At 65.2% G+C, this 24,643-nt stretch carries 19 protein-coding genes and 1 pseudogene; 14 read left to right on the forward strand and 6 right to left on the reverse strand.

From position 1 onward, the window contains the following. Positions 1-28: 28 nt before the first annotated feature. Genes AWB75_RS31200 through AWB75_RS31210 form a run of 3 tightly spaced genes read left to right on the forward strand, consistent with a single transcriptional unit; the run spans position 29 to position 2,145 of the window. A complete protein-coding gene (locus tag AWB75_RS31200) occupies positions 29-625 on the forward strand; it encodes a hypothetical protein (protein ID WP_143746556.1) in 597 nt (198 codons plus the stop codon). 13 nt (positions 626-638) lie between these two features. Beyond that, positions 639-1,208, forward strand: coding sequence for an SMI1/KNR4 family protein (locus AWB75_RS31205; protein ID WP_061127866.1), 570 nt, complete (start codon positions 639-641; stop codon positions 1,206-1,208). After that, positions 1,198-2,145, forward strand: coding sequence for a pentapeptide repeat-containing protein (locus AWB75_RS31210; RefSeq protein WP_159462823.1), 948 nt, complete (start codon positions 1,198-1,200; stop codon positions 2,143-2,145). The genes AWB75_RS31205 and AWB75_RS31210 overlap by 11 nt, the downstream gene beginning before the upstream one ends. A gap of 129 nt (positions 2,146-2,274) precedes the next feature. Here AWB75_RS31210 and AWB75_RS31215 read toward each other — a convergent pair whose 3' ends face one another. Beyond that, the gene (locus tag AWB75_RS31215; protein WP_061127883.1) at positions 2,275-2,865 is read right to left on the reverse strand and encodes a nucleotidyltransferase family protein; all 591 of its coding nucleotides are present in this window, start codon (positions 2,863-2,865) and stop codon (positions 2,275-2,277) included. Between the two features lie 115 nt (positions 2,866-2,980). Then, positions 2,981-3,325: pseudogene (locus tag AWB75_RS39545) on the reverse strand (molybdopterin cofactor-binding domain-containing protein); the annotation flags it as partial. 700 nt (positions 3,326-4,025) lie between these two features. Between AWB75_RS39545 and AWB75_RS31230 the strand changes: the two are divergent. Further along, positions 4,026-6,080 (forward strand): tetratricopeptide repeat protein, encoded by a 2,055-nt coding sequence (locus AWB75_RS31230; protein ID WP_061127869.1) that lies wholly within the window; start codon positions 4,026-4,028, stop codon positions 6,078-6,080. Here AWB75_RS31230 and AWB75_RS31235 read toward each other — a convergent pair. Both AWB75_RS31235 and AWB75_RS31240 read right to left on the reverse strand, forming a co-directional pair. Further along, positions 6,073-6,588 (reverse strand): isochorismatase family protein, encoded by a 516-nt coding sequence (locus AWB75_RS31235; RefSeq protein ID WP_061127870.1) that lies wholly within the window; start codon positions 6,586-6,588, stop codon positions 6,073-6,075. The genes AWB75_RS31230 and AWB75_RS31235 overlap by 8 nt on opposite strands. A gap of 3 nt (positions 6,589-6,591) precedes the next feature. Continuing rightward, on the reverse strand, positions 6,592-7,932 hold the full coding sequence (locus tag AWB75_RS31240) for a hypothetical protein (RefSeq protein WP_061127884.1): 1,341 nt from the start codon (positions 7,930-7,932) through the stop codon (positions 6,592-6,594). A 62-nt stretch (positions 7,933-7,994) separates the two neighbouring features. Here AWB75_RS31240 and AWB75_RS31245 point away from each other — a divergent pair, with 62 nt between their 5' ends. The 9 genes from AWB75_RS31245 to AWB75_RS31285 all read left to right on the forward strand — a co-directional run bounded on the left by AWB75_RS31245 (position 7,995) and on the right by AWB75_RS31285 (position 21,825). After that, positions 7,995-8,417 (forward strand): GFA family protein, encoded by a 423-nt coding sequence (locus AWB75_RS31245; protein WP_061127871.1) that lies wholly within the window; start codon positions 7,995-7,997, stop codon positions 8,415-8,417. 9 nt (positions 8,418-8,426) lie between these two features. Continuing rightward, entirely contained in the window at positions 8,427-9,338 is a 912-nt protein-coding gene (locus tag AWB75_RS31250) for a DUF72 domain-containing protein (protein ID WP_061127872.1), read from the forward strand. 201 nt (positions 9,339-9,539) lie between these two features. Continuing rightward, a complete protein-coding gene (locus tag AWB75_RS31255) occupies positions 9,540-11,117 on the forward strand; it encodes a S53 family peptidase (RefSeq protein WP_061127873.1) in 1,578 nt (525 codons plus the stop codon). Between the two features lie 57 nt (positions 11,118-11,174). After that, positions 11,175-12,869: a S10 family peptidase gene (locus AWB75_RS31260; protein ID WP_096031709.1), complete on the forward strand. Its 1,695-nt coding sequence runs from the start codon at positions 11,175-11,177 to the stop codon at positions 12,867-12,869. A gap of 810 nt (positions 12,870-13,679) precedes the next feature. Next, positions 13,680-15,854: a catalase HPII gene (gene katE / locus AWB75_RS31265; protein WP_268807886.1), complete on the forward strand. Its 2,175-nt coding sequence runs from the start codon at positions 13,680-13,682 to the stop codon at positions 15,852-15,854. Between the two features lie 134 nt (positions 15,855-15,988). Beyond that, positions 15,989-19,264 carry an ATP-binding protein gene (locus tag AWB75_RS31270; RefSeq protein WP_087087065.1) on the forward strand — a complete coding sequence of 1,092 codons (3,276 nt, stop codon included), beginning with the start codon at positions 15,989-15,991 and terminating at the stop codon, positions 19,262-19,264. Between the two features lie 155 nt (positions 19,265-19,419). Then, positions 19,420-19,953, forward strand: a complete 534-nt coding sequence (locus AWB75_RS31275) for a hypothetical protein (RefSeq protein ID WP_061127876.1) — start codon at positions 19,420-19,422, stop codon at positions 19,951-19,953. A 250-nt stretch (positions 19,954-20,203) separates the two neighbouring features. Next, complete coding sequence (locus AWB75_RS31280) at positions 20,204-20,470, forward strand: hypothetical protein (protein ID WP_061127877.1); 267 nt, start codon at positions 20,204-20,206, stop codon at positions 20,468-20,470. A gap of 143 nt (positions 20,471-20,613) precedes the next feature. Beyond that, complete coding sequence (locus AWB75_RS31285) at positions 20,614-21,825, forward strand: L,D-transpeptidase (RefSeq protein ID WP_061127878.1); 1,212 nt, start codon at positions 20,614-20,616, stop codon at positions 21,823-21,825. Positions 21,826-21,845: 20 nt separating this feature from the next. On the opposite strand, the gene AWB75_RS31290 is transcribed toward AWB75_RS31285, so the two are convergent. Then, the gene (locus AWB75_RS31290) at positions 21,846-22,739 is read right to left on the reverse strand and encodes a DMT family transporter (RefSeq protein WP_061127879.1); all 894 of its coding nucleotides are present in this window, start codon (positions 22,737-22,739) and stop codon (positions 21,846-21,848) included. A 91-nt stretch (positions 22,740-22,830) separates the two neighbouring features. Continuing rightward, a complete protein-coding gene (locus tag AWB75_RS31295; protein ID WP_061127880.1) occupies positions 22,831-23,016 on the reverse strand; it encodes a hypothetical protein in 186 nt (61 codons plus the stop codon). A 183-nt stretch (positions 23,017-23,199) separates the two neighbouring features. Here AWB75_RS31295 and AWB75_RS31300 point away from each other — a divergent pair, with 183 nt between their 5' ends. Then, positions 23,200-23,955: a DeoR/GlpR family DNA-binding transcription regulator gene (locus tag AWB75_RS31300; RefSeq protein ID WP_061127881.1), complete on the forward strand. Its 756-nt coding sequence runs from the start codon at positions 23,200-23,202 to the stop codon at positions 23,953-23,955. The last annotated feature ends 688 nt before the right edge of the window (positions 23,956-24,643 follow it).

The raw sequence follows: 24,643 nt of genomic DNA on the forward strand, positions 1-24,643 counted from the left end.
AGCGCACGTTCAATCGAGGAGGTCCGGAATGGATGCCGCAAGGATGGAAGATCTGGTGCAACGTCTGCACGAAAGCTTCAACGAATTTTCCGCATCGACGGGCGTGTCGCCGGGCAGTGTGCCGTATCCCGCCGCCGATGCCGCGGCGCTCGCCGCGTTCGATGCAACGCACGCGGACTGGCCGCCTTCGTACCGGACGTTTCTTTCGCTGCACAACGGCTGGGAGGGCTTCGAGCTGGTTTTCACCCTGATCGGCGCAGACGGCGAGCATACGAAGAAGGCGCTGAAGGACATCGACAAGACGCTGCGCATCTTCGATGAAAAATGGGCCGCCCGGTTCGGCCCTCCGACACCGGAGAAGATCGCGGAGTTCGAAGCCGGCGCGGATCTCTCCAGGAACATGGAGCTGGACGCGGGCGTGTATCTCCCGCACATGATGGTGTTCGGCACGGACTTCGCGGGCAGCCTCTATTACTTCGTCAACGATGGCCGCGGCGGAGCGCACCAAGCACGCGAATTGCGCGTCATCGAGCGCGATGTCTACGGTGAAATCATTCGCGTGTGCGGCGACTTCCCGGCGTTCCTTCAGGACACGCTGGAATTCCGGCGAAGCCTGATCGACTGATGAGGGACCGGCGATGGAAGATGAAACGTATCGCGCACTCGTCGACGATCTGCGCGCGGCGCTGGGCGGCGACGAATGGCCGCTTGCCGCGCGCGTCGGCGACATCGACGAATGCGAGCGGCGCGCGGGCGTGCCGATGAGCCCGTCGTATCGCGCGTTTCTGCTGATACAGGACGGCTGGCCGGATTATGCGAACGGCTTCACCATCGTCGGCGCGGATTCGGCGAAGTACGAAGCGGCGCTTCGGGATATTGGCGAGACCGTCGACATTGAGCGCGACGAATGGCGGCAGACCTTCGGCGAGGACACGCCCGAGGCGGTCGCCCGCTACGAGCAGGAAGGCTCGGCGCTCAACCGGCTGGAAGCGGATTATTCGCCTTACGTGCCTCACAAAATCTGCTTCGGCACGGACTTCAACGGCGGACTGCTGTTCTTCGATCCGAAAGGCAGAAACGCGCGCGGCGAGATGCGCGTGTTTCGCTGGTATGTCGACAGCGGCACGCAGGCGATATTCGAATCGTTCGCCGATATGCTTCGCGCCGATCTCGCGGATGCACAGGCGGAGAAAAGCGATGCACGATAAACCTTCATGCAGGGGCGTGGATCTGCGCCGCGCCGATCTTCGCGGCGCGGATTACGCGCGTGCCGATTTCACCGATGCCCTGCTGAACGAAGCCAATCTGTGCGAAGTCCTCATGCCCGGTTGCAGACTGGTCGGCGCACGCTTCGAATGCGCTTCGATGGAGAGCGCGGTGCTGCGCGGAAGCATTGCGTGCCGCGCGGATTTTCGGCGGGCGAGTCTCAGGGAATGCGATCTGGCGCATTGCGACTTCAGGGACGCGTGCTTCTTCGAAGCGTGTCTCGCCAATACCGAATTGCGACATGCGCGGCTTGCCCGGTGCGATTTGCGTCGATGTTTTCTCGAGGGCGCCGATCTCGCCTACGCCAATCTGAGCGATGCCAACCTGCAAGGCGCCGATCTGACCGGCGCAAACCTCGAAGGCGCCGTCCTGACCGGCGCCGATCTGAGCGGCGCGTGCCTGTCTCACGCCAATCTGAGCGAAGCGACGGCGAGCGGCGTCACGTTCGACGGCACGCTTTTCGAAGGCGCGGTGGCGATGCGCGCCGATTTCTCTTCGTGCCGCTTCGTTCGCGCGACGGCGGCGCACGCGAACTTCGATCGCGCGACATTGCGTGCATCGCGATTCGAACATGTCCGCGCCTCCGATGCGTCGTTCGAGTTCGCGGATCTGCGCGATGCGGCGATCATCGAATGCCGTTTTGAGCGCACGTCGTTCGTGGGCGCGGAATTCGACGGAGCGGGCGCGTCGCTGTCGAACTTCGAGGACGCCGACTTTTTCTGGAGCGAATCCCGATTTATGTCGTTGAGTCAGTGCACCACGAAGGGCGCGCGTTTTCCGGTCGCGATCGACGTGCGATACGCGCCGGACGGAATCAGGCCGCCCGATATCGTCGTTGCGCCGCTGAGCCGCGTGCATGAAGCGCAGCGCGTGAGCTGACGCTGCGGCGCGGGCATTTGTATGAAGCCGGTCGAGGCGGGGCAGGCGATGCGACTTCAGATATCGCTCAGCGACTCGATCCGGCACTTCTCGTTGAGACGTGCGCTGGCGCACGGACCGGCGCCTTCGTTACCGCCCCGTTGTGAGGTCGCCCGGCAAATCGATATCGCGCAGCACGTTCGGATCGTCGACATCGACGATGGATGGCGCGTGCGTCGAGAAGATGCCGCGCGCGCCCGCATCGCCGTCGAGCGCGGCGAGCGCCTCGCGATGCGCGATGCCGAAACCCGCCGGATGTCCGCGCGTGCCGCGATAAAACGGCGCCACGAGCGCCTGACCGGCATCTAGCGCACGCGCGACGGCTTCATACGTCGCGGGCTCGATCCACGGCATGTCGCCCAGGGCGACGAGCCAGCCATCGGATTCCGACGTGGCGCGCACGGCGGCGGCGAGCGTCGCGCCCATGCCGCGCCCGGCATCGGCGCTGAAGATGACATTGCAGCCTGCTTCGTTGAGCACGTCCGCGAGCTTTTCGGCGCCGGGACGCACGACCGCGAACACGTCGGCACACACCGCGAGCAGCCTGCGCGCCGACTGAAACACGACGGGCGTGCCGTCGGGCAAGGTGGCGAGCAGTTTGTTGCGGTGTCCAGACGGGTCGAAGCGGGTGCCCAGACCCGCCGCCAGCAGGATGCCGGTGGCGTTCGACGCATAGCTCATCGCGGCGCTTCCTGTGGGGATGAAACCGGGATTGTGCGGCGCATCGAAGCCCGCCGCAAGCATAAAAAATCCGCGCGGCGCGTACGAAAAACGCGCCACGCGGACCGTCTTCACGTCATGTCATCGTCGGCGGCAACACCTTGTCGAGCGTGATCGGCAAATCGCGCACGCGCACGCCCGTCGCGTGATACACCGCATTGCCGAGCGCACCCGCCACGCCCGTGATCCCGATTTCGCCGATTCCGCGCGCGCCGAGCGGATTGATGTGCGGATCGGGCTGTTCGACGAACGCAATATCCAGACTGCCGATATCCGCGTTCACCGGCACGTGATACTCCGCGAGATTCGCGTTGGTGTATCGGCCATAGCGCGCATCCATTTCACTCTTTTCGAACAGCGCCGAGCCGACGCCCCACACGATGCCGCCCATCAACTGGCTGTGCGCGGTCTTCGGCGATAAGCGCGGCATCACCGCGAGTGTGAGACACGAGTTGATGCGCCGGCCCGACACGATCACCGTGCACGCGCCGCACTGGCCGCGGTCGCTGCCTTTCTTCGTGCCGGTGAGGCCGGCGTATTCGCGCACGGCGTCGGGCAGCGTCGTGCGCGCCTCGACCTGCAACTCGTAAGCATGGCCGTTGATGGCGAGCTTGACGGGCATCATCGGCGCGGCGGTGACGGCGGCGGCCGCCGCGGCCGATTGCAGAAAGCGCCGGCGCGACGACTTTTGCGCCGCGTCGCTGGCGTCGGGGGAATGGGCATCGGCTGGGGACATGGCGATAGGGTGTCCTCGCCCGTTCAGAAGGACGCCTGGCGGAGGCTCGAATCTTCGTCGGGCAAATCGCTCGCGGCCGATCGCGACGATATCGGACGCAAGCGCCGATGCTGGGGTCCTCGGGCGGCGCTGGTCGCGGGGTCGCGATCGTCGGGAGCTTGTAAGAAATCCGAACGTTCGTCGAGTCGCAAACGGAAAAGCGGAGCAGGTCCGATGCCATGCGGCGCGGCAAAGAGCGGCGAAGGTGTCGTGCGGACCGTCCGGGTAAATGCTGCAAAGGCGATGCGAATGTTTCGCCAGGCGATGCAGTGTTGGACACATTTTGTAACCTCGGGCGAGCGCGCGTCGGTCAGAATCGAAAAGGTCGCGTCTCCGAATATTTTTCATGCCGCTCGATCCCCAGTCCTATCACCAGGCAGTCGATCATTACTCGCGCGGACAGCACGCCGCGGCGCTGGCCGTTCTCGCACCCTGGCTCGATGAGGCCAGCGCCGATCCCGAAGCGCTCAATCTCGCTGCAATGTGCGAATACGCGATGAATCGCATGGACCGGGCGGAGGCATGCTGGCAGCGTGCGATCGCCGGACATCCGCATCACACGGGCGCATACAACAACCTCGGCAACCTGTACGAGCGGCTCGGACGCCGGACGGACGCGGAAGCGATGTATCGACGCTCGCTCGAGCTGAACGAAGATTCCGCCGATGCGCATTACAACCTCGGCAACGTGCTCGCGCAGCAAGACCGTCTCGCGGACGCGGAGCGGTCGTTTCGCAGTGCGCTCGAATTGCGGCCAGATTTTGCGCTGGCGCATAACAACCTCGCCAACCTGCTCGCGCGTGGCGAACGTGTGCCCGAGGCAGAGGCGGCGTATCGCCGGACGCTGGCGGCGCATCCCGGTTATGCGGATGCGCACAACAACCTCGGCAATCTGCTCGCGGCGCAGGAGCGCTTCGACGAGGCGGCGACGCATCTTCAGCAGGCGGTCGAGCTACGGCCGGACTGGGCCGATGTGCACGTGAATCTCGGCAGGGCGTTCGCCGGCCAGAAGCGCTACGACGACGCGGAGCGTGAGTTTCGCGCGGCGATAGGACTCAATCCACGCATGCTGGCCGCGCATCAGAAGCTGATCGAATTGCTCGACGGATGCGGACGCTTCGCGGAGCTGGAGCATGCATGTCGCCACGTCGCCGATATTGAGCCGGGTTCGAGCGACGCATTCCGCAACCTCGGCACGGCCATTTACCAGATTACTTCGCGCAGCCACCTCGAACGGATGGGCGAGGCCGAAGCGGCGTATCGTCGCGCGATCGCGCTTCAGCCCGAGGCGACGGGCGCATACCTTTCTCTCGGCGACTTGCTTCAGGAAGACCCGGCGCGGATCGACGAAGCGATCGCGGAATTGCGGCAGGCGTTCGCGTTGGGCGCGCGCGGCGGGCAAGCGCAGGGACTGCTCGGCACGGCGCTCCTGCGCACGGGGCGCTACGCCGAAGGGTGGCCGCTTCTTGAATCACGCTACGACGGACGATGGGAAGAATTTCCGCTACGCGCAGAGCACGTGCCGTATCCGCAATGGCGTGGCGAATCGCTCGTGGGCAAATCGCTGCTCGTGGTCGAGGAGCAGGGTTTCGGCGACACGTTCCAGTTCTGCCGCTATCTGAGCGCGCTCAAGTTACTCGGCCCGGCGAAAATCGCCGTCCTGTGGATGAGGGACGATCCGTTGTACCGTTCGATCCCAGGCGTCGACGCAAGCCTGACGCACGCAGAGTTGCCCGGCGCGCCGCCGTTCGACTACTGGTGCTTCCTCATGAGCCTGCCCGCCCTCATGCGCACCACGCTCGACACCATTCCGCGCACGACGCCCTATCTCTTCGCCGCAGACGACCGTATCGAATACTGGCGCAAACGTCTGCCGTCCGATGCGCTGAAGGTCGGCATTGCGTGGATGGGCGAGCCGCGTCCGCATCTGCGCGACGACTTCTGCAACTTCAGCCGTCGCTGGGCCAGCGCGCGCGACTGTCTGCCGCTGCTCGGCGTTCCCGGCGTGCGCTTCGTCAATCTGCAGAAAGGCGCAAGCGCGAGGCAGGACCTTGCCACGCTGCCGTCACACTTTCGTCCGCTCGATCCAATGGACGAGGCCGACAATTTCGCCGATACGGCCGCGATCATCGCGTGTCTGGACCTCGTGATTACCATCGACACGTCCATTGCGCATCTGGCGGGCGCGCTCGGCAAGCCCGTGTGGATTCTGCTGTCGTCGAAATCCTGCTGGCGCTGGCTGCTTCATCGCGATGATTCGCCGTGGTATCCGACCGCGCGCCTGTTCCGGCAAACCGTGCCCAACCAGTGGGACGACGTGATCGAACGCGTCGTCGCGGCGTTGACGGAATGGCGAGGCAACCAACCGTCCCTCGCCGACGCCGCCCGCGGATTCATTTGACGAGCGCGAGCGCGTCCCTGAAACGCGGATGCCGATAACTGCCGAGCCAGCCGAAAATCGCCGTCTCGACTGTCGTTAGCCTCGCGCAGTCCTGCCGTGCGCGCTCCAGCGCGACGGCGCGATCGGCGGCGCGGCGTGAGGCGACCGCATCGGCGACCAATTCCACGCGATAACCCAGCCGCAACAATCCGAGCACGGTCAGGAGCACGCACACATGCGCTTCCGCGCCGGCGACCCAGAGCGTCGCGGGCGCGGGCGGCAGCGCATCGACGAAAGCCGGTTCGAGCGTCGCGTCGAACGTGTGCTTTTCGATGATGTTCGCGCCGCGAACAGGTTCGAGCAGCGAACCCGCAGTGCCGCCGAGCCCGCGCGAATTCTGCTCCGTGACGACGACCGGCACATCGAGCAAATTCGCCGCGCGCAGCAGGGTGCCCACGCGCTCGCCGAGCCGCTCGCCGCCGTCGAGATGCGCCAGGAGGCGCGCCTGCATATCGATGACGACGAGCATGGCTTACGCCTCGCTTTCCATGATCCTGTCGATGAGCCGCGCGTTTTCACCCGCCGAGCCGATGCCCGCGTGCTTCGCCATCGGCACGAAGAAGTGCGTCGCGATCGGCAGCTTCGAGCGCTCGAGCCAGCTCGTCAGATGCGCGGCAAGACGTTTCGCCGGCGTTCTCAGCTCCTCGCGCAGCACGCCAGGCAGCTTCTCGAAGTGACGCATGTCCGTCTGATACGGCTCGGGCGCGACGCACAGCGCGTTCGGCCGGCCTTCGACATCGACGGGAAGGCGCTCCAGCGCCTGATGCAGCAGCGCGACGCCCAGGCCCTCGCCACGCCACGGTTTGCGCACTTCCCACAGGCTGATGTAGATCACGCGATGCGCGTTGAACACCTCGCACAGCTTCTCGGGGCCCAGCGCCTCGGTCGCGGCGAGCGCGAGCGACAGCATCTCGCCGGAGTAGGTGTCGAGCGTGTAGACGAGATCGGCGCTGCGCGTGAGCGGCGGCACCTTGACGAGCTGCAGCCGCACCGCCGCCGCGACGATGTCGCTGCCCGCTTCGTGAAACACGGCGAACGCGGTGCCGAGACGCTCGTCGTCGACTTGCGGATACTCGTGACGGTAAGTCATCGTGAACAGAAACGGTCCGATCTTCTCGCGATAAGCGAGCGGCCGGTCCACGTCGTAATCGTCGACGCCGTCGAGACCGTAAGGATCGTAATCGCGTTTCTCGCGCCGCTCGCCGTTCTCCGCGGCTGCGGCAAGCGCCGCGAGCGGACGGCGCGATTCGGGCACGAGATCTTCCGGCAAGCCTTCCCAGGAAAGGCGCAGGAACTCGCGCCCGCCGCGATAGTGCGTCTCGAAGAGCGACAGCACCGGCTCGCCCGCGACCGGATCGAGGATGCGCTGCGCGCATTCGTAGGCGCGCTCGAGCAGTTGATCCGCCTCGGCGGGATCGGGCGAGAGGTGCGGCTCGCTGCCCTGCGGCGCGGCGGGCAAGCCTCTTGCGAGACGTTGCTTGTGCGCGAGTTCGAGCCATTCGTCGGCGGCGCGTTCGGCGATGAAACCCGCCGCGATGCGATAGCCTGTCAGCACGATCGACTGGCCGGTGCGCCCGAGCGGAAATGTGAACTCGTCGGACATGACGTCGTCGACGGTGGCGCCGTGGAAGGTTTCGCGCGGCAGGTTGGCGTTCGCCGCCGCATCGAAGCGGTCGTGCGACAGCACGTGGGCGACGAGGTCGGACGCGGCCGGGCCGAACTCCGAGCCCGGGCCGGGCAGCAATTTCAGAAGGGACAAGGTACTCGGGGTGTGCTGCGTGCTCGTGGTGCCGGTCGTGCTCGATGTGCTCATGAGTGCCATCTCCGATCGTGAAGGGTTATCGTAACAAACCGTCGTATTTACGGGAGCAATCGATGAACGTTCAAAAGGACGGAGAGCAGTCGGCTACGGTTCATGAAGGCGGATGCGCCTGCGGCGCGTTTCGCTTTCGCGCGACTGGCAAGCCCATGCGCGCCTGCGTGTGCCATTGCATGACGTGCCGGCAGGTGCACGGCTCCGCCTTCGGAGCTTATGCGATTTACATGCGCGGCGACGTGATGATGAGCGGCAGCCTTTCGACGTGGCGCAGTTCCGACGACGGGCGGCGGCACTTCTGCCCGGTGTGCGGCTCGGTCGCGTACATGGAGTTCACGACGCGCGACGAAGTCGATCTGCCCATCGGCGCATTCGACGAAACCGGCCTCTTCGAGCCGGAATACGAACTCTGGTGCAAGCATCGCGAGCCGTGGCTGCCGAAGGGCGCACGTCCGGAATACGACGAAGAGCGCGCGCACTAGGCACGCGCGATGCCCGGACGCATTCGCATCGGCATTTCGGGCTGGCGCTATGAAGGCTGGCGCGGCGTCTTCTATCCGAAAAAGCTCGCGCAGGCGCGCGAACTCGAATTCGCGTCGCGCGCGGTCCAGACCGTCGAGATCAACGGTTCGCACTATTCGCTGCAAAGCGTGTCGAGCTACCGCGCGTGGCATGACGCGACGCCCGCCGATTTCATGTTCAGCGTGAAGGGGCCGCGCTATCTGACCCACATGCTGCGCTTTCGCGACGAGACCGCGACACCGGCCATCGCAAATTTCTTCGCATCGGGCGTGCTCGCGCTCGGCAGCAAGCTGGGGCCGTTTCTCTGGCAGTTTCCACCCAATTTCTCGTTCCACCCGGACGCCTTCGAGCGCTTTCTCGATCTGCTGCCGAAGGACACCGTCGCCGCGGCGCGGCTTGCGCAGGGCCACGATACGCGCGTGAAAGAGCCGTGGTTCGAGCCGGGAAGGAAGCGCGCGCTGCGGCACGCGATCGAGATTCGCCATCCGAGTTTTTGCACCGATGAATTCGTGCGGCTCCTGCGACGGCACGGCGCGGCGCTCGTCGTCTCCGATTCGGTCGCGGGTTGGCCCTATGCCGAAGACCTCACGTCCGACTTCGCCTATATGCGGCTGCACGGCACCGAAACGCTGTACGGCGGCAGCTACAAGGACGACGCGCTCGACGAATGGGCGCGGCGCATCGAAACCTGGGCGGCGGGCGGGCAGATCGACGATGCGCGCGTGATTTCATCGACGAAGCCGCGCCCGCGCGCCTCGCGCGACGTGTTCTGCTACTTCGACAACGACCAGAAAGTGCGCGCGCCTTTCGACGCGCGCCGTCTCATGGAGCGCCTCGGCCTCGCGCCGGCGGACGTCGAAGGAAAAGAGACATCGCCGTGAAGACCGGGACAGCTTCTGTCTCGCCGGAACTGCATCATCGGGTCAACGGTCCGAGCAATTGCATTCGCGCCCGGAAAATAAGACGATAAGCGACGTGCGCTGCGTGAAACGAACATGCGGCGAACATGCGCGCCGGATGCGCGAACAGGCGGCAGGATCGAGAACCTTTGAATTGCAGGGCCAACGAGGAGCATCGATACCATGACGAAGCAACCGGTCAGCGGCAGCAGCGACAAGATTCATCCCGAAGGCGCGCAATGCATCGGCGCCTGCGATCCATCCGAGCAGATCGAAGTCATCGTGATGCTGCGGCGCAAGGACGAAGCAGGCTTCAGGCAGATGATGACGCGCATCGACGCCGGCGAGGCGTCCGGGCAAGTGGTGTCCCGCGAGGAATTCGACAAGCGCTTCACCGCCTCCGACGACGACGTCGAGAAGGTCAAGGCCTTCGCCAGACAGTACGGCCTGACGGTCGTGCGCGCGGAACCGGAGACGCGCAGCGTCGTGCTGAAGGGCTCCATCGATCAGTTTCAGAAGGCTTTCGACGTCAAGCTGGAACGCTTTCAGCATCACAACATCGGCGAATATCGCGGCCGCACCGGGCCGGTCAGCGTGCCTGACGAGATGCACGATGCCGTCACCGCCGTGCTCGGCCTCGACAGCAAGCCGCAGGCGCGTCCGCATTTCCGTTTCCGTCCGCCGTTCAAGCCGGCGCGCGGCATGACGCCCGCGTCGTTCACGCCGGTCGATCTCGCGAAACTCTATGACTTCCCCGATGGCGATGGCGCCGGCCAGTGCATCGCGATCATCGAGCTGGGCGGCGGCTATCGCGACAGCGATCTCTCCGCGTATTTCAAGAAGCTCGGCGTGAAGGCGCCGAACGTGGTGTCGGTCGGCGTCGACGGCGGCAAGAACGCGCCCACCGGCAACCCGAACGGTCCGGACGGCGAAGTGACGCTCGATATAGAAATCGCGGGCGCGATTGCGCCGGGTGCGCGCATCGCCGTGTATTTCGCGCCGAACAGCGACGCCGGTTTCGTCGATGCCGTGAATCGCGCGCTGCACGATGCCACCAACAAGCCGTCGGTGATATCGATAAGTTGGGGCGGCCCGGAATCGAACTGGTCGTCGCAGTCGATGAGCGCCTTCAACGACGTGCTGCAAAGCGCGGCCGCGCTCGGCGTGACGGTTTGCGCGGCGTCGGGCGACAGCGGCTCGGGCGATGGCGTCGGCGACGGCGCGGATCACGTCGACTTTCCCGCGTCGAGCCCGTACGTGCTTGGCTGCGGCGGCACGAGCCTCGCGGCGTCGGGCACGGGCATCACGAAGGAAGTCGTCTGGAACGATGGCGATCAGGGCGGCGCGGGCGGCGGCGGCGTGTCGGGCACGTTCGCGCTGCCGGTCTGGCAGAAGGGGCTGTCGGTGACGAAGAACGGCAGGCACACTGCGCTTGCGAAGCGCGGCGTGCCCGATGTGTCGGCCGATGCCTCGCCGCAAACCGGCTACGACGTGCTGATCGACGGCGAGGATACGGTCGTTGGCGGCACGAGCGCGGTCGCGCCGCTGTGGGCCGCGCTGATCGCGCGCATCAACGCGCTCAACGCGTCGCCCGCGGGCTTCGTCAATCCGAAGCTCTACCAGGCGCAGACGGCGTTTCGCGACATCACGGAAGGCGACAACGGCAGCTTCTCGGCGGCGAACGGCTGGGACGCGTGCACCGGCATGGGCAGCCCCGATGGCGGGAAGATCGCGGCGGCGCTCAAGCCCGCAACGAGTTGAGCAGGACGTAGCACAACAGTGAACAACAACCACGACGACGATTCTGGAGCGACGACGATGAACTCCGATCCACTGGTAGCTAGCGACAAGCCTTCGAACGCGGATGAACCGGCGATGGCCGCCGCCGCGAAGAAAGCGCCGAAGAAGACCACGACGGCGAAGAAGGACCAGCCGTATTTCGATCCGGTCGCGTACGGCAACGGCCCCGACGATTCTGTCGCGGCCACCGAGGCCGATGAGAACGCGGCGATCACCCATCACAGCGTGACGATAGGCGGCGCGAAGATCGCCTATACGGCGACGGTCGGCCATCTCGTGACCGTCGATCCGAGCAGTTCGAAGCCGGACGCGAAGATGTTCTATGTGGCGTTCACGAAGGACGGCGCGAAGGAGGAGACGCGCCCGCTGACGTTCTTCTATAACGGCGGGCCGGGTTCGTCGTCGGTGTTCGTGCTGCTCGGCTCGTTTGCGCCGCGCCGCATCAAGACCGCGATGCCGAGCTTCACGCCGCCCGCGCCGTATCAGATGGAAGACAATCCGGACAGCCTGCTCGATCGCAGCGACCTGATCTTCATCAATCCGGTCGGCACGGGTTATTCCGCTGCGATCGCGCCGAACAAGAACCGCGATTTCTGGGGCGTCGATCAGGACGCGGGCTCGATCGCGCAGTTCATCAAGCGTTACCTGACGAAGAACAATCGCTGGAATTCGCCGAAGTTTCTGTTCGGCGAGTCGTACGGCACGGCGCGCAGTTGCGTGCTCGCGTACAAGCTGCACGAGGACGGCATTGATCTGAACGGCGTCACGCTGCAATCGTCGATTCTCGATTACGCGCAGGCGGGCAATCCGGTCGGCGCGTTGCCGACCGCGGCGGCGGACGCGTGGTATCACAAGAAGCTCGGCGTGCATCCGACGCCGACGAATCTGGTGACGTTCGCGGAAGAGGTCGCGGAGTTCGCGCGCACGGATTACCTGAACGCGCTGCGCAAATTCCCGCAGACGGATGACGACGTGGTCGAGAAGCTGTCCGAGTACACGGGCATCGACAAGGCGACGCTGCTCGCGTGGAGTCTCGATATCGCGGCATATGACAGCCGAGGCAATTCGCTGTTTCTGACGACGCTGTTGAAGTCGAAGGGCGAATCGCTCGGCGCTTACGATGGCCGCGTGACGGCGGTATCGTCGGGCATCGCGGGCAAGATCGACCCGAATTCAGGCAGCAACGATCCGACGATGACGGCGGTAAGTGGCGTCTACACGACGATGTGGAACAGCTATCTGAACGAGCAGTTGAAGTTCACGTCGACGTCGTCGTTTACGGATCTGAACGATCAGGCGTTCCTGAACTGGGATTTCAAGCATACCGATCCGACTGGTGAGCAGAAGGGCGTCGATTCGAAGGGCAACATCATCCTTTACACGGCGGGCGACCTTGCCGCGGTGATGGCGTTGAATGTCGATCTGAAAGTGCTGTCGGCGAACGGCATGTATGACTTCGTGACGCCGTTTTATCAGACGATCATCGATTTGCAGCAGATGCCGTTGATCGACAAGACGGTGCGGCTGAATCTTTTCGCTACGTTTTATCCGTCGGGGCACATGGTTTATCTCGATGGCGGATCGAGGACGCAGCTCAAGGCGGATCTTGCGAAGATGTACGACGAGGCGACGGCGAATCATGCGGCGCTGGGGCGGATCATTGCCTTGCAGAAGGTTACTGCGGGGAAGTTGGGGGCATTGTCGCCGCAGTGAGTTTTTTGCCCTGCGCGGGCGGGGCGGGTTTGGTTTTGGGTTTGGTTTTGGGTTTGGTTTTGGTTTGGTTTATTCGGTCCGCCCGCGCTTCTATGGAATCCTGCTTTCATGTCGGTCTATTGGCGTTGCCCCTCCCCGGGGCGGGGGTAACTTTCTTTGCTCGGGACCAGAGTAAGCGCTAAAGCGCCAACTCTGGTCGACGCAAAGAAAGTCACCAAAGAAAGCAGCTATCCCCAGCCTAAGCACTTCCAGCCGGCCGCGGCACAGAACTACTCTCGTGGTCCGGCTGTAGCGAGTGCCCTCACAAAACTCGCGCGGCTTGGATCGCGCACGGTCTGTTTCATCGCGCCGCATAAAGTATTGGCTCAGCCCTTGCAAGCCCCAGCCCGCTTCGCGGCCGACGGGTCAATCGGATTTGCGGGGCGTTTCTTTGCTAATGCTTTGATCGCACTGCATGTGATCCTCGTTTGTTTCCCTTGCATGCCCAGCGGCAGCGCGTAGCGCTGTGCCGGAACTCTTTCGTGCTGAACCAGCGGGCTTAACGTTATCGGGCGGCACACCGTGCGCGGTCCACGCCCGATGGGACCTACGAGAACACTCGCTACTCTGGGGGCCATTAGGTGATCGCCTGTGCCGCGGCCGGCATGAGGTGCTTAGGCTGGGGATAGCTGTTTCTTTGGTTACTTTTCTTTGCAGCAGCAAAGAAAGTGACTGCCGCCCCGCACAGGGCAGTGCCAATAAACCAACGCGAATACGGGATCCGGCGAAGCAAAAGCACAAAGCAAAAGCAAAAGAAACCAGGAACACCAATTGCGTCAGAGTGGAGCAAAACCCACCAAATCTCCGGAGCCTCCCACAATGGCAACAAACAAGCAGCAACCCGCCAGCGGCGTAGCCCAAACGCCATCCCAAGCCAACGAAAACAATAAAACCAAAGCCCTGGAAACCTTCCGCTCCGACGCCACGAATCAAGCCCTGACCACCAACCAGGGCGTAAAAATCGCCGATAACCAGAACACCCTGCGCGCCGGCGAGCGCGGCCCCTCGCTGCTCGAAGACTTCATCATGCGCGAGAAAATCACGCACTTCGACCACGAGCGAATCCCCGAACGCATCGTCCATGCGCGAGGTTCCGCCGCCCACGGCGTCTTCAAGGTGTACGAATCGCAAGCGGATCTCACCAAGGCCGCATTCCTGCAAGACCCGTCGAAGGAAACGCCCGTCTATGTCCGCTTTTCGACCGTGCAAGGCTCACGCGGCTCCGCGGACACCGTGCGCGACGTACGCGGTTTCGCCGTGAAGTTCTATACGGAAGAAGGCAACTTCGATCTTGTCGGCAACAACATGCCCGTGTTCTTCATCCAGGACGCGATCAAGTTCCCCGATTTCGTCCACGCCGTGAAACCCGAGCCGCACAACGAAATGCCCCAGGGCGGGTCCGCGCACGACACCTTCTGGGACTTCGTCTCGCTCGTGCCCGAATCCGCGCACATGGTCCTCTGGACGATGTCCGACCGCGCTATTCCCAAAAGCCTGCGCACGATGGAAGGCTTCGGCATCCACACGTTCCGCTTCATCAACGCTCAAGGCAAAGGGCGCTTCGTGAAATTTCACTGGCGGCCGACCATCGGCTCGGCGTCGCTCCTGTGGGATGAAGCGCAGAAGCTCGCGGGCAAAGACTCCGATTACCATCGGCGAGATCTGTGGGAAGCGATCGACAACGGCGACTATCCCGAATGGGAACTCGGCGTGCAGATCGTCGAGGAAGAGGACGAGCACAAGTTCGACTTCGATCTGCTCGACCCCACCAAGATCATTCCCGAAGAGCTCGTGCCGCTCAAGATGATCGGCAAGCTCACGCTCAACCGCAATCCCGACAACTTCTTCGCCGAAACCGAGCAGGTCGCGTTCTGTCCGGGGCATATCGTGCCGGGCATCGACTTCACGAACGATCCGCTGCTGCAAGGCCGGCTCTTCTCCTACACCGACACGCAGATCAGCCGTCTCGGCGGGCCGAACTTCCACGAGATTCCGATCAACCGGCCGCTCGCGCCGCTGCACAACGGCCAGCGCGACGCGATGCATCGTCAGACGATCGACAAAGGGCAGGCGTCCTACGAGCCGAATTCAATCGACGGCGGCTGGCCCAAGGAAGCCGATCCGGCCGCTTCGGGCGGTGGCTTCGAAAGCTACACGCAGCGCGTCGAAGGGTCGAAAATCCGCGTGCGCAGCCCGTCCTTCGCCGATCACTACTCGCAGGCGACGCTCTTCTGGAACAGCATGACCGAGCCGGAAAAGGAACACATCGTCGGCGCCTATTCGTTCGAGCTCTCCAAGGTCGAGCGCAAGAACATCCGCGAGCGCCAGCTCGGCATTCTCGCCAATATCGACGGGACGCTCGCCGCGCGTGTCGCCGACAATCTCGGGCTGCCCGCGCCGAAGCAGAACGCAAGCGCGGAAGAGCTCGGCAGGTCGTCGGTGCAGGATTCGCCCGCGCTGTCGATCGTCGCGAAGGCGAAGCCTTCGGTCAAGACGCGCAAGGTCGCGATTCTCGCCGCGAAGGGCGCCGACGCCGCGAGCATCAAGGCCGTCAAGGATGCGCTCGCGGCCGAAGGCGCACACGCCAAGGTCATCGCGCCGACGCTCGGCTCGCCCGCGCCAGGCGTCGAGGCCGACGCGACGATTCTCGGCATGCCGTCGATCATGTTCGACGGCGTGATCGTCGCGGGCGGGCAGGAAAGCGTTAAGACGCTAGCCGAATCCGGCGATGCGCGTCACTTCGTGCTGGAAGCGTTCAAGCATCTGAAGGCGATCGGCGCGATTGGCGACGGCGAGGATCTGCTCGCGGCCGCGCATCTGCCGAACGGGGAGGAAGGCGTCTTCGTCGGCAGCGACGCCGCGCAGGTGATGAAGAGCTTCATCGAAGCGATGGGGAAACATCGCGTCTGGTCGCGCGAGCAAAAGGCGAAGTCGGTGCCAGCCTGAACCGCGCTGCATCGCGCACCGCGCGCCACGTTTCGCGGCGCGCAACGACTCGCGCCTTCGTGTCACGCGCCGCGGATTCCCGCGCCGGAATGTTTTTGAGAAACTAGCCGCACCGCCCGACCTGGGAGTACGGCTTGGTCATTCACTCGCTCAGTTGCCTGCTGGATCACGCACGCCGCCTGCTACGCATCGGCGGCGCATGCGGCCTCATCCTCGTCGCATGCCTCGCGGCGCCGGGCGCGCTCGCCGGCGAGCGCATCGTGATCGGCGCGGTGCCGGGCATGGTGCCGCCGCTCGACATGGCCGACAGCGTAAACCACTGCTCCGCCGGCACGGGCCTGCCGCGCGGCATCTCACCCGATGTCATCCACACGATCGCCCCCGGCCTCGGCCTCGATCCGCAGTGGCGCTTCTTCCCGAATCGCGCCGCGATGGTCGATGCCCTGGCGCATGGCGACATCGACATGGCGACGGGCGCGACCGGCGCGGACCCGCACACGGCGCTCGCCTTGAGCCGTCCGTACCTGCCGTCGAAAGCGGTGTATGTCGAACCGATGGAGAAGCACGCGCCGACGCATCGGCTCGCGTACGTCGACGCGCAGAGTTCGCCGGCGCGGCTCCGAAGCGCGTATCCGTCGCTGACGCCGACGGCGTATCCGGACCTGATCGGCGCATTGCTCGCCGTGTCGCTCGGCGATGCCGACGCGTTCGTCGGCGACATGATCGCCACGGGTTATGCGATCTCGCACTTCGATTTGCCGAACCTGACCGTCACCGGGCTTCCGTCCGGCGGCGAAGGCGGCTACAGCTTCGCCTTCGCCGCCGGACGGCCGCGCGCCGACGCGTTGCGCGCGCGCGTGGACGAAGCGCTCGGCGCATTGCCGCCGTCGTTCCCGCTGGTCGAGCGCGCGCGCTGGAATCCCGGCACGAGCGCAATCACGCTGATGCAGCCGCTCACGCTCACGCCTGAGGAGGCCGCGTGGGTGCGCGCGCATCCCGTCGTGCATTACTCGATGCTCGCGCAAACCGCGCCCGTGATGTTCCGCGATTCGCGCGGGCATCCGGCGGGTATCGGCGTCGATATGCTCGATGCGATCTCGCGCATGACCGGCCTGCGGTTCGAGGCGCGCGTGCGGACGTCGGCCGCGCGCATGTACGACGATCTGAAAAGCGGCGCGTCGTCGATCGTGCCGTACAGCCTCGGCAGCCTCTCGCCCGTGCCCGGCGCCGAGGCGACCGCGCCGGTGGGCGAGGGCATCGTTGCGATCGTGACGGCGGTGGGCCACCCGCGCCTGCGCGATGCCGCCGCGCTCGCGGGCAAGCGTGTCGCGCTGCCGGCGGCGTCGGCGATGCGCAATTTCGTGCGCGAGGGCGTCGGGAATGCGGCGGCCGTGCGTTTCGTCGACACGCGCTCGGTCGACGGGCAATTCAGCGCCGTCGCGAAAGGCGAGGCCGATGCGACCGTCGTAGATATGGGCTTCGCGAATTACGCCGTCGGCAATCTCTATCGCGGCGTGCTGGTCGTGAGCGGCGTGCTGTCGACGCAGCCGGTCCCGCACGGAATGCTCGTCGCATCGAGCGAGCCGGTTCTCGTCGGCCTCATGAATCGCGCGATCACGCAGTTGCCGCCTACCGAACGTGAGACGATCCGCGCGCGCTGGAAGCTCTCGGAGCATCCCGAAATGCAGTGGGAGCGCCGCCGTCCGCAAGTCGAAATCGGCACGCTGCTCGGCATCGCGCTCGCGCTGGCGCTGGCGGGCTGGGCGTTGACGCTGCGCGTGCAGGTCGTGCGCCGGATCGCCGCCGAAAACGCGATGCGCGCCGCCAAGGAGGAAGCCGAAACGGCGAACCGCGCGAAATCGACTTTCCTCGCGACCATGAGCCACGAAATCCGCACGCCGATGAACGCGGTGCTCGGCCTCATCGAAATGGAGCTGCGCGCGCCCGGCGAGCGCGCCGTGACCGAACGCGCGCTCTCGACCGCGCATCGCGCCGCGCGTGATCTGCTCGGCATGATCGACGATCTTCTCGACGTCGCGAAAATCGAGGCCGAGCGCCTCGTGCTCGCGCCCGCGCCGCTCGAGCTCGATACGTGGATCGCGGGCGTCGCGGCGATCTACGAACCCGCCGCGCGCGCGAAGGGCGTCGCGCTCGTCACGAAACGCGTCGCCTACGGCGGCCCGGCCTGGATTCTCGCCGATGGCCAGCGGCTGCGGCAGATCGTCGGCAATCTGCTCTCGAACGCGATCAAGTTCACCGATCACGGCGCGGTCACGCTCGAATACGGCGTCGCGCCGCCGCGCGAGGGGACGCGTGCGGTGACGCTCGCGGTGGCGGACACGGGCATCGGCATTCCGCCGGAGAAACAGGCGCTGCTGTTCACGCCGTTCGTGCAGGCGCACGATGGCCGCGCGCGTAGTGTCGGCGGCACGGGGCTCGGGCTCACGATCAGCAAGCGCCTCGTCACGATGATGGGCGGCGCGATCGAGCTGTCCAGCGAACCTGGGCGCGGCACGCGCTTCACGGTGCGCATCGACTTTCCGGAAGCCGATGCCGAAGCGCCCACCGCCGATGCGCGTGCGGCGCCCGCGAGCGCGCCCGCCGAATCGCTCGCGGGCCTTTCCGTGCTCGTCGTCGACGATCATCCGGCGAACCGCATCGTGCTCGACGGCCAGATCAGGCTGCTCGGCGGTATCGCGCAACTGGCCGTCGACGGCAAGAGCGCGCTCGCACGCTGGCGCGCCGCGCCGCGCGCGTTCGACGTGATTCTGACGGACTGCTCGATGCCCGAGATGAGCGGCGAGGAACTGGCGCGCGCAATCAGGGACGACGAGGCGAACGACGCATCCCGGCCCGCCGTGCCGATCATCGGCCTGACGGCGAACGCGCAGCCCGAGGCGGCGATGCGCGCGGTCGCATCGGGGATGACCGCGTGCCTCGTGAAACCGCTCGGGCTCGACGAGTTGCGCGAGGCGCTCTTCGCTGCGACGCGCGGCGCTCGCGTGTCGAGTGTGGCGCCGAAGCCGGGCGCGGACGTGTCGGAAGCGGACGAGCCGCCGTTCGACCGCGCATTGCTCGCCGCGTTCGGCGACCAGGCGGGCGCGCTCGTCGATACGCTCAGGGCCGCCAATGCGCAGGACCGCGCCGACGCCCACGCCGCATTCGACGACTGCGACCACGCGCGGCTGCGCGATATCGGGCATCGCATGAAGGGCGCGGCGGCGGTGATCGGCGCGGCGCCTTTCATGCGCGCGTGCGTCGCGTTGCAGGGCGACTGCGAGCGCGCCGTCGACGAGGATCGCAACGGCGAGGACGACGCGCGCATCGCGGCGTCGTTCGCGGCGTTCGTCGCGGCGGAGCGCACGCTCGATGCAGCGCTCGACGCGGCCGTCGCGGGCCGGGTCGCCTGATCTACGTGCTCATCCGATGCACCGCGCATGACGCGCTTCAGGCGTTACGCATAACTCTTCGCGTGCAGCGCGCCTTTCGTGTGTTTTAATTGAACCTCCGATCATCTCGAAAATATGCGGCGCTCTGCGACCGCAATGGATGGCGCACAAAGGGCATGAGTCGAAGGGATACCGGGTTCACCGAGGAACCGAAGCCAGGCGCGGGCCGCGCCGGCCGGACCGCGCGCGCGGTGCTGGCGTGTTGCTGCGCGATGCTCGCGTTGCTGCCGGGCGTGCCGCATGCGCAGCGCGCCGAGTGGCTCGATACGCGCGTCACGCAGACGAGCATCGTCGATACGATCTGTGTGCCGGGTTATGTGGACCGGGTGCTGCCGTCCTTCGAAGTCCAGATGCGCCAGAAAGAGCGGCTTCTCAAGCAGCGCAGCATCGATGCTTCGTTCGCGTCGGAATATGCGCTCGATCACCGCATGCCGATCCTGCTCGGCGGCTCGCCCAATTCTCCCGCCAATCTCGATCTGCGCCGATGGGAAGGACGCGCGGGGCAGCGCCGCAAGGAACGGCTCGCCGTGTACCTGAAGCGCTGTGTCTGCACCGGCGATATGACGCTCAAGGATGCGCAGACCGCGATCGCGGGCGACTGGCCGAATCGCTATCCAAATCTGTCGAGCATGTCGTGCAACGGCCTGTGAGATTGATTTACCGCATCCGTCCGATTTAGAACATCTATTGAAAAAGACGGAATGTCGCAGCACGCCCGCGGCCTGCGGGATTAGTATGGAGCTATCTCGAAATTGGCCGTGGAGTCCTCATGATGCTTGCTTATGTGTCCCTTTTGGTCGTCGGCACGCTTGGCACATTGGGCACGCTTGCCGCCCGCATGATCGTGAAGCAACGGCCGCAGCCCGTGCCTGTGCGGGTACGCGCAAGAAGGTGACGGCCATGAACCTGCTCGTCTGGAATTTTCCCCAACGCTGTGCCGCGCGCGACGTGCGGCGCTTTCTCGAGCACGAGCTCGGCCGCTATGCGAGCGATATCGAGGTCTATGGCGCGGGCACCGCTGACGCCTATGCCACCGCGAAGCTCGCGACCGACGTACCTTACATCGGCGAGGCGATCGCGCAGAAACTGTGCCACCAGCGCTTTCGCGACGAACCCCTGCGCGCACGCGCCTCCGCTTCCGGCGACGCATCCATCCGCCTGCATTGATGCCGCGGGCGTGCGTCGCCCGGAATGAACTTTGCTGATGCTCCTCTGACGAACGTTATGTAGCGGCGAAGCCGGTGCCTCGTGCGCGCCGGCTTTTTTGTCGATGCGTCCGCTGACAGCAGGCAAAGGGATCATTCATATCGATGCAGAAGGCAGTAAAGAACAAGACGCCATCCGGCGCACGGTTTCTCGCAGGCGTGGCGGCAGGCGCGCTCCTTTCGATCACGGCGGCGGCTCATGCGCAGCCGGCGGCGTCGGGCGCATCGGGGACGGTCGCGCGGGGGCGCGTGACGGCGATGCCCGTCGCGCCTGCGGTGCCCGCCGCGCCCGTTCCGCCGATGCCGCAGAGCGCCAGCATTCCCCACGGCGCGAGCGCGCCCGAGCGCGGGCTGCCGGCCATGCCCGTGCCGATGCCCGCGCAGCCGGCGCCGGGCGCGTCGGCGGCGAGTGCGGCAGAGGAAGCGTCGGCTGCGTCTGCGGCGAGTGCCGCTAGTGCCGCTAGTGCGGCATCGGAAGCGCAGGCGCCCGAGGTGCCCTTGCCGCCGGAGCCGCCCGAGCCCAATGTCGCCCAGCGCACCGGCATGCCGCCGGCGGGCGCGTACGCGATGCGGCAAATCTTCGCGAAAGAGGTCGACCGGCGGCTCGACGTGCCCGCCGCGGACCAGCAGGCTTACGGCCGTCTGCTGCAACGTTCGCTCGACGAAGACGGTCACGGCGACCTCGCCGATGAATTCGTCGTGATGGTCGATCGGAGCGCGAACGTGCAGGCGGTCTTCGTCTACTTCCGCGCGAAGCCGGGCGATGCCTGGTCGATGATCGGCGCCGCGCCGGTTTCAACAGGCCGTCCCGGCAGCTACGATCATTTCGTCACGCCGGCCGGCGTGTTCCAGCATGTGCCGGGCAACATGGATTTTCGCGCCGAGGGCACGCTCAACGAGTTCAACATCCGCGGCTATGGCGCGCGCGACATGCGCATCTACGATTTCGGCTGGGCCGACGGCGAACGCGGCTGGGGCAAGGGCGGCAAATCGCCGATGCGCTTCCAGATGCACGCCACCGATCCCGAGAAGCTGGAGCCGCTGCTCGGCATGCGGCATTCGAAGGGCTGCGTGCGCATTCCGTCGACACTCAACGCCTTCTTCGATCACCACGGCATTCTCGATGCGCAATACGAGGCGCGCGCGGCCGAGGGCGAATCGATGTGGGTGCTCAAGGCCACGCGCAAGACGACGCCGTGGGCCGGGCACTATCTCGTCGTCGTTGATACCGGCAGAAAGGCGCGGCCCGCGTGGTCGCCCGGTCCGGGCAAGGCGGTGCGCCAGCACATTCCCGCGGGCGCGGACATGGTCGACTGAGCGCGGCGGCGTGCGGCGAGCTACTTCGAGCGCGCGAGCAGCACGCCCGCGAGCGCCACGGCGAAGCCCGCCAGTTGCACGCCATCGAGCGTTTCGCCGAACGCGAGATAGCTTTCGAGCGCGGCGAGCGGCGGCGCGAGAAAGAGCAGGGCGGTCGCGCGCGAGGCGTCGCCGCGCCGGACCATCCACACGAGCAGCGTCGTCGCGACGCCCGAGAGCATCGCGATGCCCCATGCGAGCGAGAGCCACGTCGTCGCCGATGGAATGAAGCGATGCTCCCCCAGCGCCAGCACGAGCACGAGTGCGACGATCGCCGCGCCCGCGTTTTGCCATGCGCTGGCGCTGCGGATATCGGCGCGCGCGAGCGAGGTTTTCTGATAGAGCGTGCCCGCGGTGATCGCAAAGACGGCGAGCACCGCGATCGTGACGACGAGCCATTGCGGCGCGTGTCCCGCCGATGCCTGTGCGATGTTCGCGGCGTGCGCGCCGCTCGCCGCGATCTTCGGCGCGAGCACGAGCGCGACGCCGGCGAGGCCGAGCACGAGACCGCCCCACGCGCGTGGCGAGAGCCGTTCTCCGAACAGCCGCGCGGCGACGGCGGCGGTCAGAAGCGGCTGCAGCGCGCCGAGCAGCGCCATGATGCCCGCGCCGAGCCCTTGCGCGACGGCCCAGTAACCCGCGCCGAGATAGACGCCTTGCAGGAGCGCGCCGGCGGCGAGATGCCGGCCGATGTCGCGGCCTTTCGGCCAGGGCGCGCGCGTAATTGCGGCGATGGCGAGAAACAGCAGCGTCGTGCCGGAGAAGCGCGCGAGCAGATACAGGTTCGGGTCGACGTAAGGCGTGATCGCCCGGGCGACGATGAAGCCCGTCGACCAGAGAAACACGAAGACGGGCGCGGCGAGAATCGAAACCATGTGAGGCATGCGGCAAGACGAGATGCCGAAGTATCGGCCTGGCTGGTTGCGCGTGTCTTGTCTAACCGTGCACTCGCTCGACGCGTGAGGGTCATTCGATCGCGAAGGTATCGAGCGGCTGATTGGCGCGCGCCTCGCCCGCGAAGCGCCGCGAGAGTTGCGCATGCAGGCGCTTCGCTTCGTCGAGCGTGAGATCGATCCAGTAGGGGTCGCCCGCCGCATCGTTCAGGCGCTCGGGCGGAAACTGAATTTCGATGACCACGCCTTTCTTGTACATCGGATTGTCCCGTTCGTTGCTCGTGCGAAGCGCCGGAGTCTAGCCGACGCGCGCACGTTGATTGCGTATTCAGCGGAAAGAATGCATTGCGCGACGCGGCTTGACGAACGCGCTTGCCAAAGAAATGCCACACAAGGCCGCTAAACTCCGCGCGCCGCCTCGCTTCTTTTCCTTCACTTAACGATGCTCGCCGAACAACGTCACCAGTACATCCTCTCCGAATTGGACAAGCACGGCGCGCTCGCGGTGGCCGATCTGGTGCGTGCGTTGTCGGTGTCGCGCGAGACGGTGCGGCGCGATCTGAACATGCTGGCCGGGCGCGGCCTCGTGACGACGACGCATGGCGGCGCGCTGTCGGTCGATCGGCGCGAGCCGCACGTCGATGTTCGCGAGGCGGAGAACGCAGCGGCCAAGCATGCGATTGGCTTGCGCGCGGCGGCGTTCGTGCCGGATGGAGCGTCGTTGATCATCGATTCGGGGAGCACCACGCAGGCGGTGGCGCGCGCGCTTGCGGAGCGGCATCGGCTGACGGTTTATACGAACGACTGGCGTATCGCGATGTTGCTGGCGCGGCGCAATGGCAATTGTGTGAACTTGCTGGGTGGCGAGATTGCCGATCTCGAGGACGCTACGTTCGGGCTGGATACGATCCAGCAGCTTTCGCTGTATCACGTGGATTTTGCCTTTGTCGGGGCGGGGGGCATTACCGATGATGCACATCTCACGGATTATTCGCGGCTCGCTGCCGAAGTGCGCGGGAGGATGATTGCTTCTGCTGCGTGTGCTGTGGTTGTGGCTGATGGTTCCAAGTTCGGGCTGGTTACGCCGGTCAGGATTCGCGGGTTTGAGTTGGTGCGGTATCTTGTTACCGACGCCGTGCCTGATAGAGGGATCAGGCGGGCTCTTTCTGCTCGGGGCTTGGAGTTGGTGGTCTGCTAACGTTTTATATGGAATCCTGATTTCGTGTCGGTCTATTAGCATTGCCCCTCCCCGGGGCGGGGGTAACTTTCTTTGCTCGGGACCAGAGTAAGCGCTAAAGCGCCAACTCTGGTCGACGCAAAGAAAGTCACCAAAGAAAGCAGCTCTCCCCAGCCTAAGCACTTCACACCGGCCGCGGCACAGGCGATTGGCTGAATGGAACCCAGAGTAGCGAGTGTTCTCGTAGGTCTCATCGGGCTTGGATCGCGCGCGGTCTGACACATCGCGCCGCATAACACACTGGTTCAGCACCAGATAGCTCCAGCCCGCTTCGCGGCCGACGGGTTAAGTGGGTCTGCGCACTCTTCCTTGCTTACCTCTCTATCTCGCCGCATTAATCCTCGTTGGTTTCCGCTGCATACCCGACGGCAGCGCGTAGCGCTGTGCCGGAGCTATTTGTGCTGAACCAGCGCCATTAACGTTATCGGGTGGCGGACCGTGCGCGGTCCAAGCCGCGTGAGTTTTGTGGGGGCACTCGCTACTGCTGGACCACGAGAGTAGTTCTGTGCCGCGGCCGGCTGGAAGTGCTCAGGCTGGGGATAGCTGTTTCTTTGGTTACTTTCTTTGCAGCAGTGTATAGACCGGAGACATGGGTAACACCTGTTCCAGGACATGGGTAACACTTCGGACGAATGGTTCGTCCGGAGTT

Origin of the sequence: Caballeronia catudaia (assembly GCF_001544755.2) — a bacterium.
Classification (GTDB): Bacteria; Pseudomonadota; Gammaproteobacteria; order Burkholderiales; family Burkholderiaceae; genus Caballeronia; species Caballeronia catudaia.

Bases quoted from the DNA above. Each gene is read 5' to 3' on its own strand.
- AWB75_RS31260 (WP_096031709.1), top strand. From the start codon at position 11,175: ATGAACTCCGATCCACTGGTAGCTAGCGACAAGCCTTCGAACGCGGAT.
- AWB75_RS31255 (WP_061127873.1), top strand. From the start codon at position 9,540: ATGACGAAGCAACCGGTCAGCGGCAGCAGCGACAAGATTCATCCCGAA.
- AWB75_RS31230 (WP_061127869.1), top strand. From the start codon at position 4,026: ATGCCGCTCGATCCCCAGTCCTATCACCAGGCAGTCGATCATTACTCG.
- AWB75_RS31200 (WP_143746556.1), top strand. From the start codon at position 29: ATGGATGCCGCAAGGATGGAAGATCTGGTGCAACGTCTGCACGAAAGC.
- AWB75_RS31280 (WP_061127877.1), top strand. From the start codon at position 20,204: ATGAACCTGCTCGTCTGGAATTTTCCCCAACGCTGTGCCGCGCGCGAC.
- AWB75_RS31290 (WP_061127879.1), bottom strand. From the start codon at position 22,739: ATGGTTTCGATTCTCGCCGCGCCCGTCTTCGTGTTTCTCTGGTCGACG.
- AWB75_RS31285 (WP_061127878.1), top strand. From the start codon at position 20,614: ATGCAGAAGGCAGTAAAGAACAAGACGCCATCCGGCGCACGGTTTCTC.
- AWB75_RS31250 (WP_061127872.1), top strand. From the start codon at position 8,427: ATGCCCGGACGCATTCGCATCGGCATTTCGGGCTGGCGCTATGAAGGC.
- AWB75_RS31295 (WP_061127880.1), bottom strand. From the start codon at position 23,016: ATGTACAAGAAAGGCGTGGTCATCGAAATTCAGTTTCCGCCCGAGCGC.
- AWB75_RS31215 (WP_061127883.1), bottom strand. From the start codon at position 2,865: ATGAGCTATGCGTCGAACGCCACCGGCATCCTGCTGGCGGCGGGTCTG.
- AWB75_RS31245 (WP_061127871.1), top strand. From the start codon at position 7,995: ATGAACGTTCAAAAGGACGGAGAGCAGTCGGCTACGGTTCATGAAGGC.
- AWB75_RS31300 (WP_061127881.1), top strand. From the start codon at position 23,200: ATGCTCGCCGAACAACGTCACCAGTACATCCTCTCCGAATTGGACAAG.
- AWB75_RS31275 (WP_061127876.1), top strand. From the start codon at position 19,420: ATGAGTCGAAGGGATACCGGGTTCACCGAGGAACCGAAGCCAGGCGCG.
- AWB75_RS31210 (WP_159462823.1), top strand. From the start codon at position 1,198: ATGCACGATAAACCTTCATGCAGGGGCGTGGATCTGCGCCGCGCCGAT.
- AWB75_RS31205 (WP_061127866.1), top strand. From the start codon at position 639: ATGGAAGATGAAACGTATCGCGCACTCGTCGACGATCTGCGCGCGGCG.
- AWB75_RS31235 (WP_061127870.1), bottom strand. From the start codon at position 6,588: ATGCTCGTCGTCATCGATATGCAGGCGCGCCTCCTGGCGCATCTCGAC.
- AWB75_RS31240 (WP_061127884.1), bottom strand. From the start codon at position 7,932: ATGAGCACATCGAGCACGACCGGCACCACGAGCACGCAGCACACCCCG.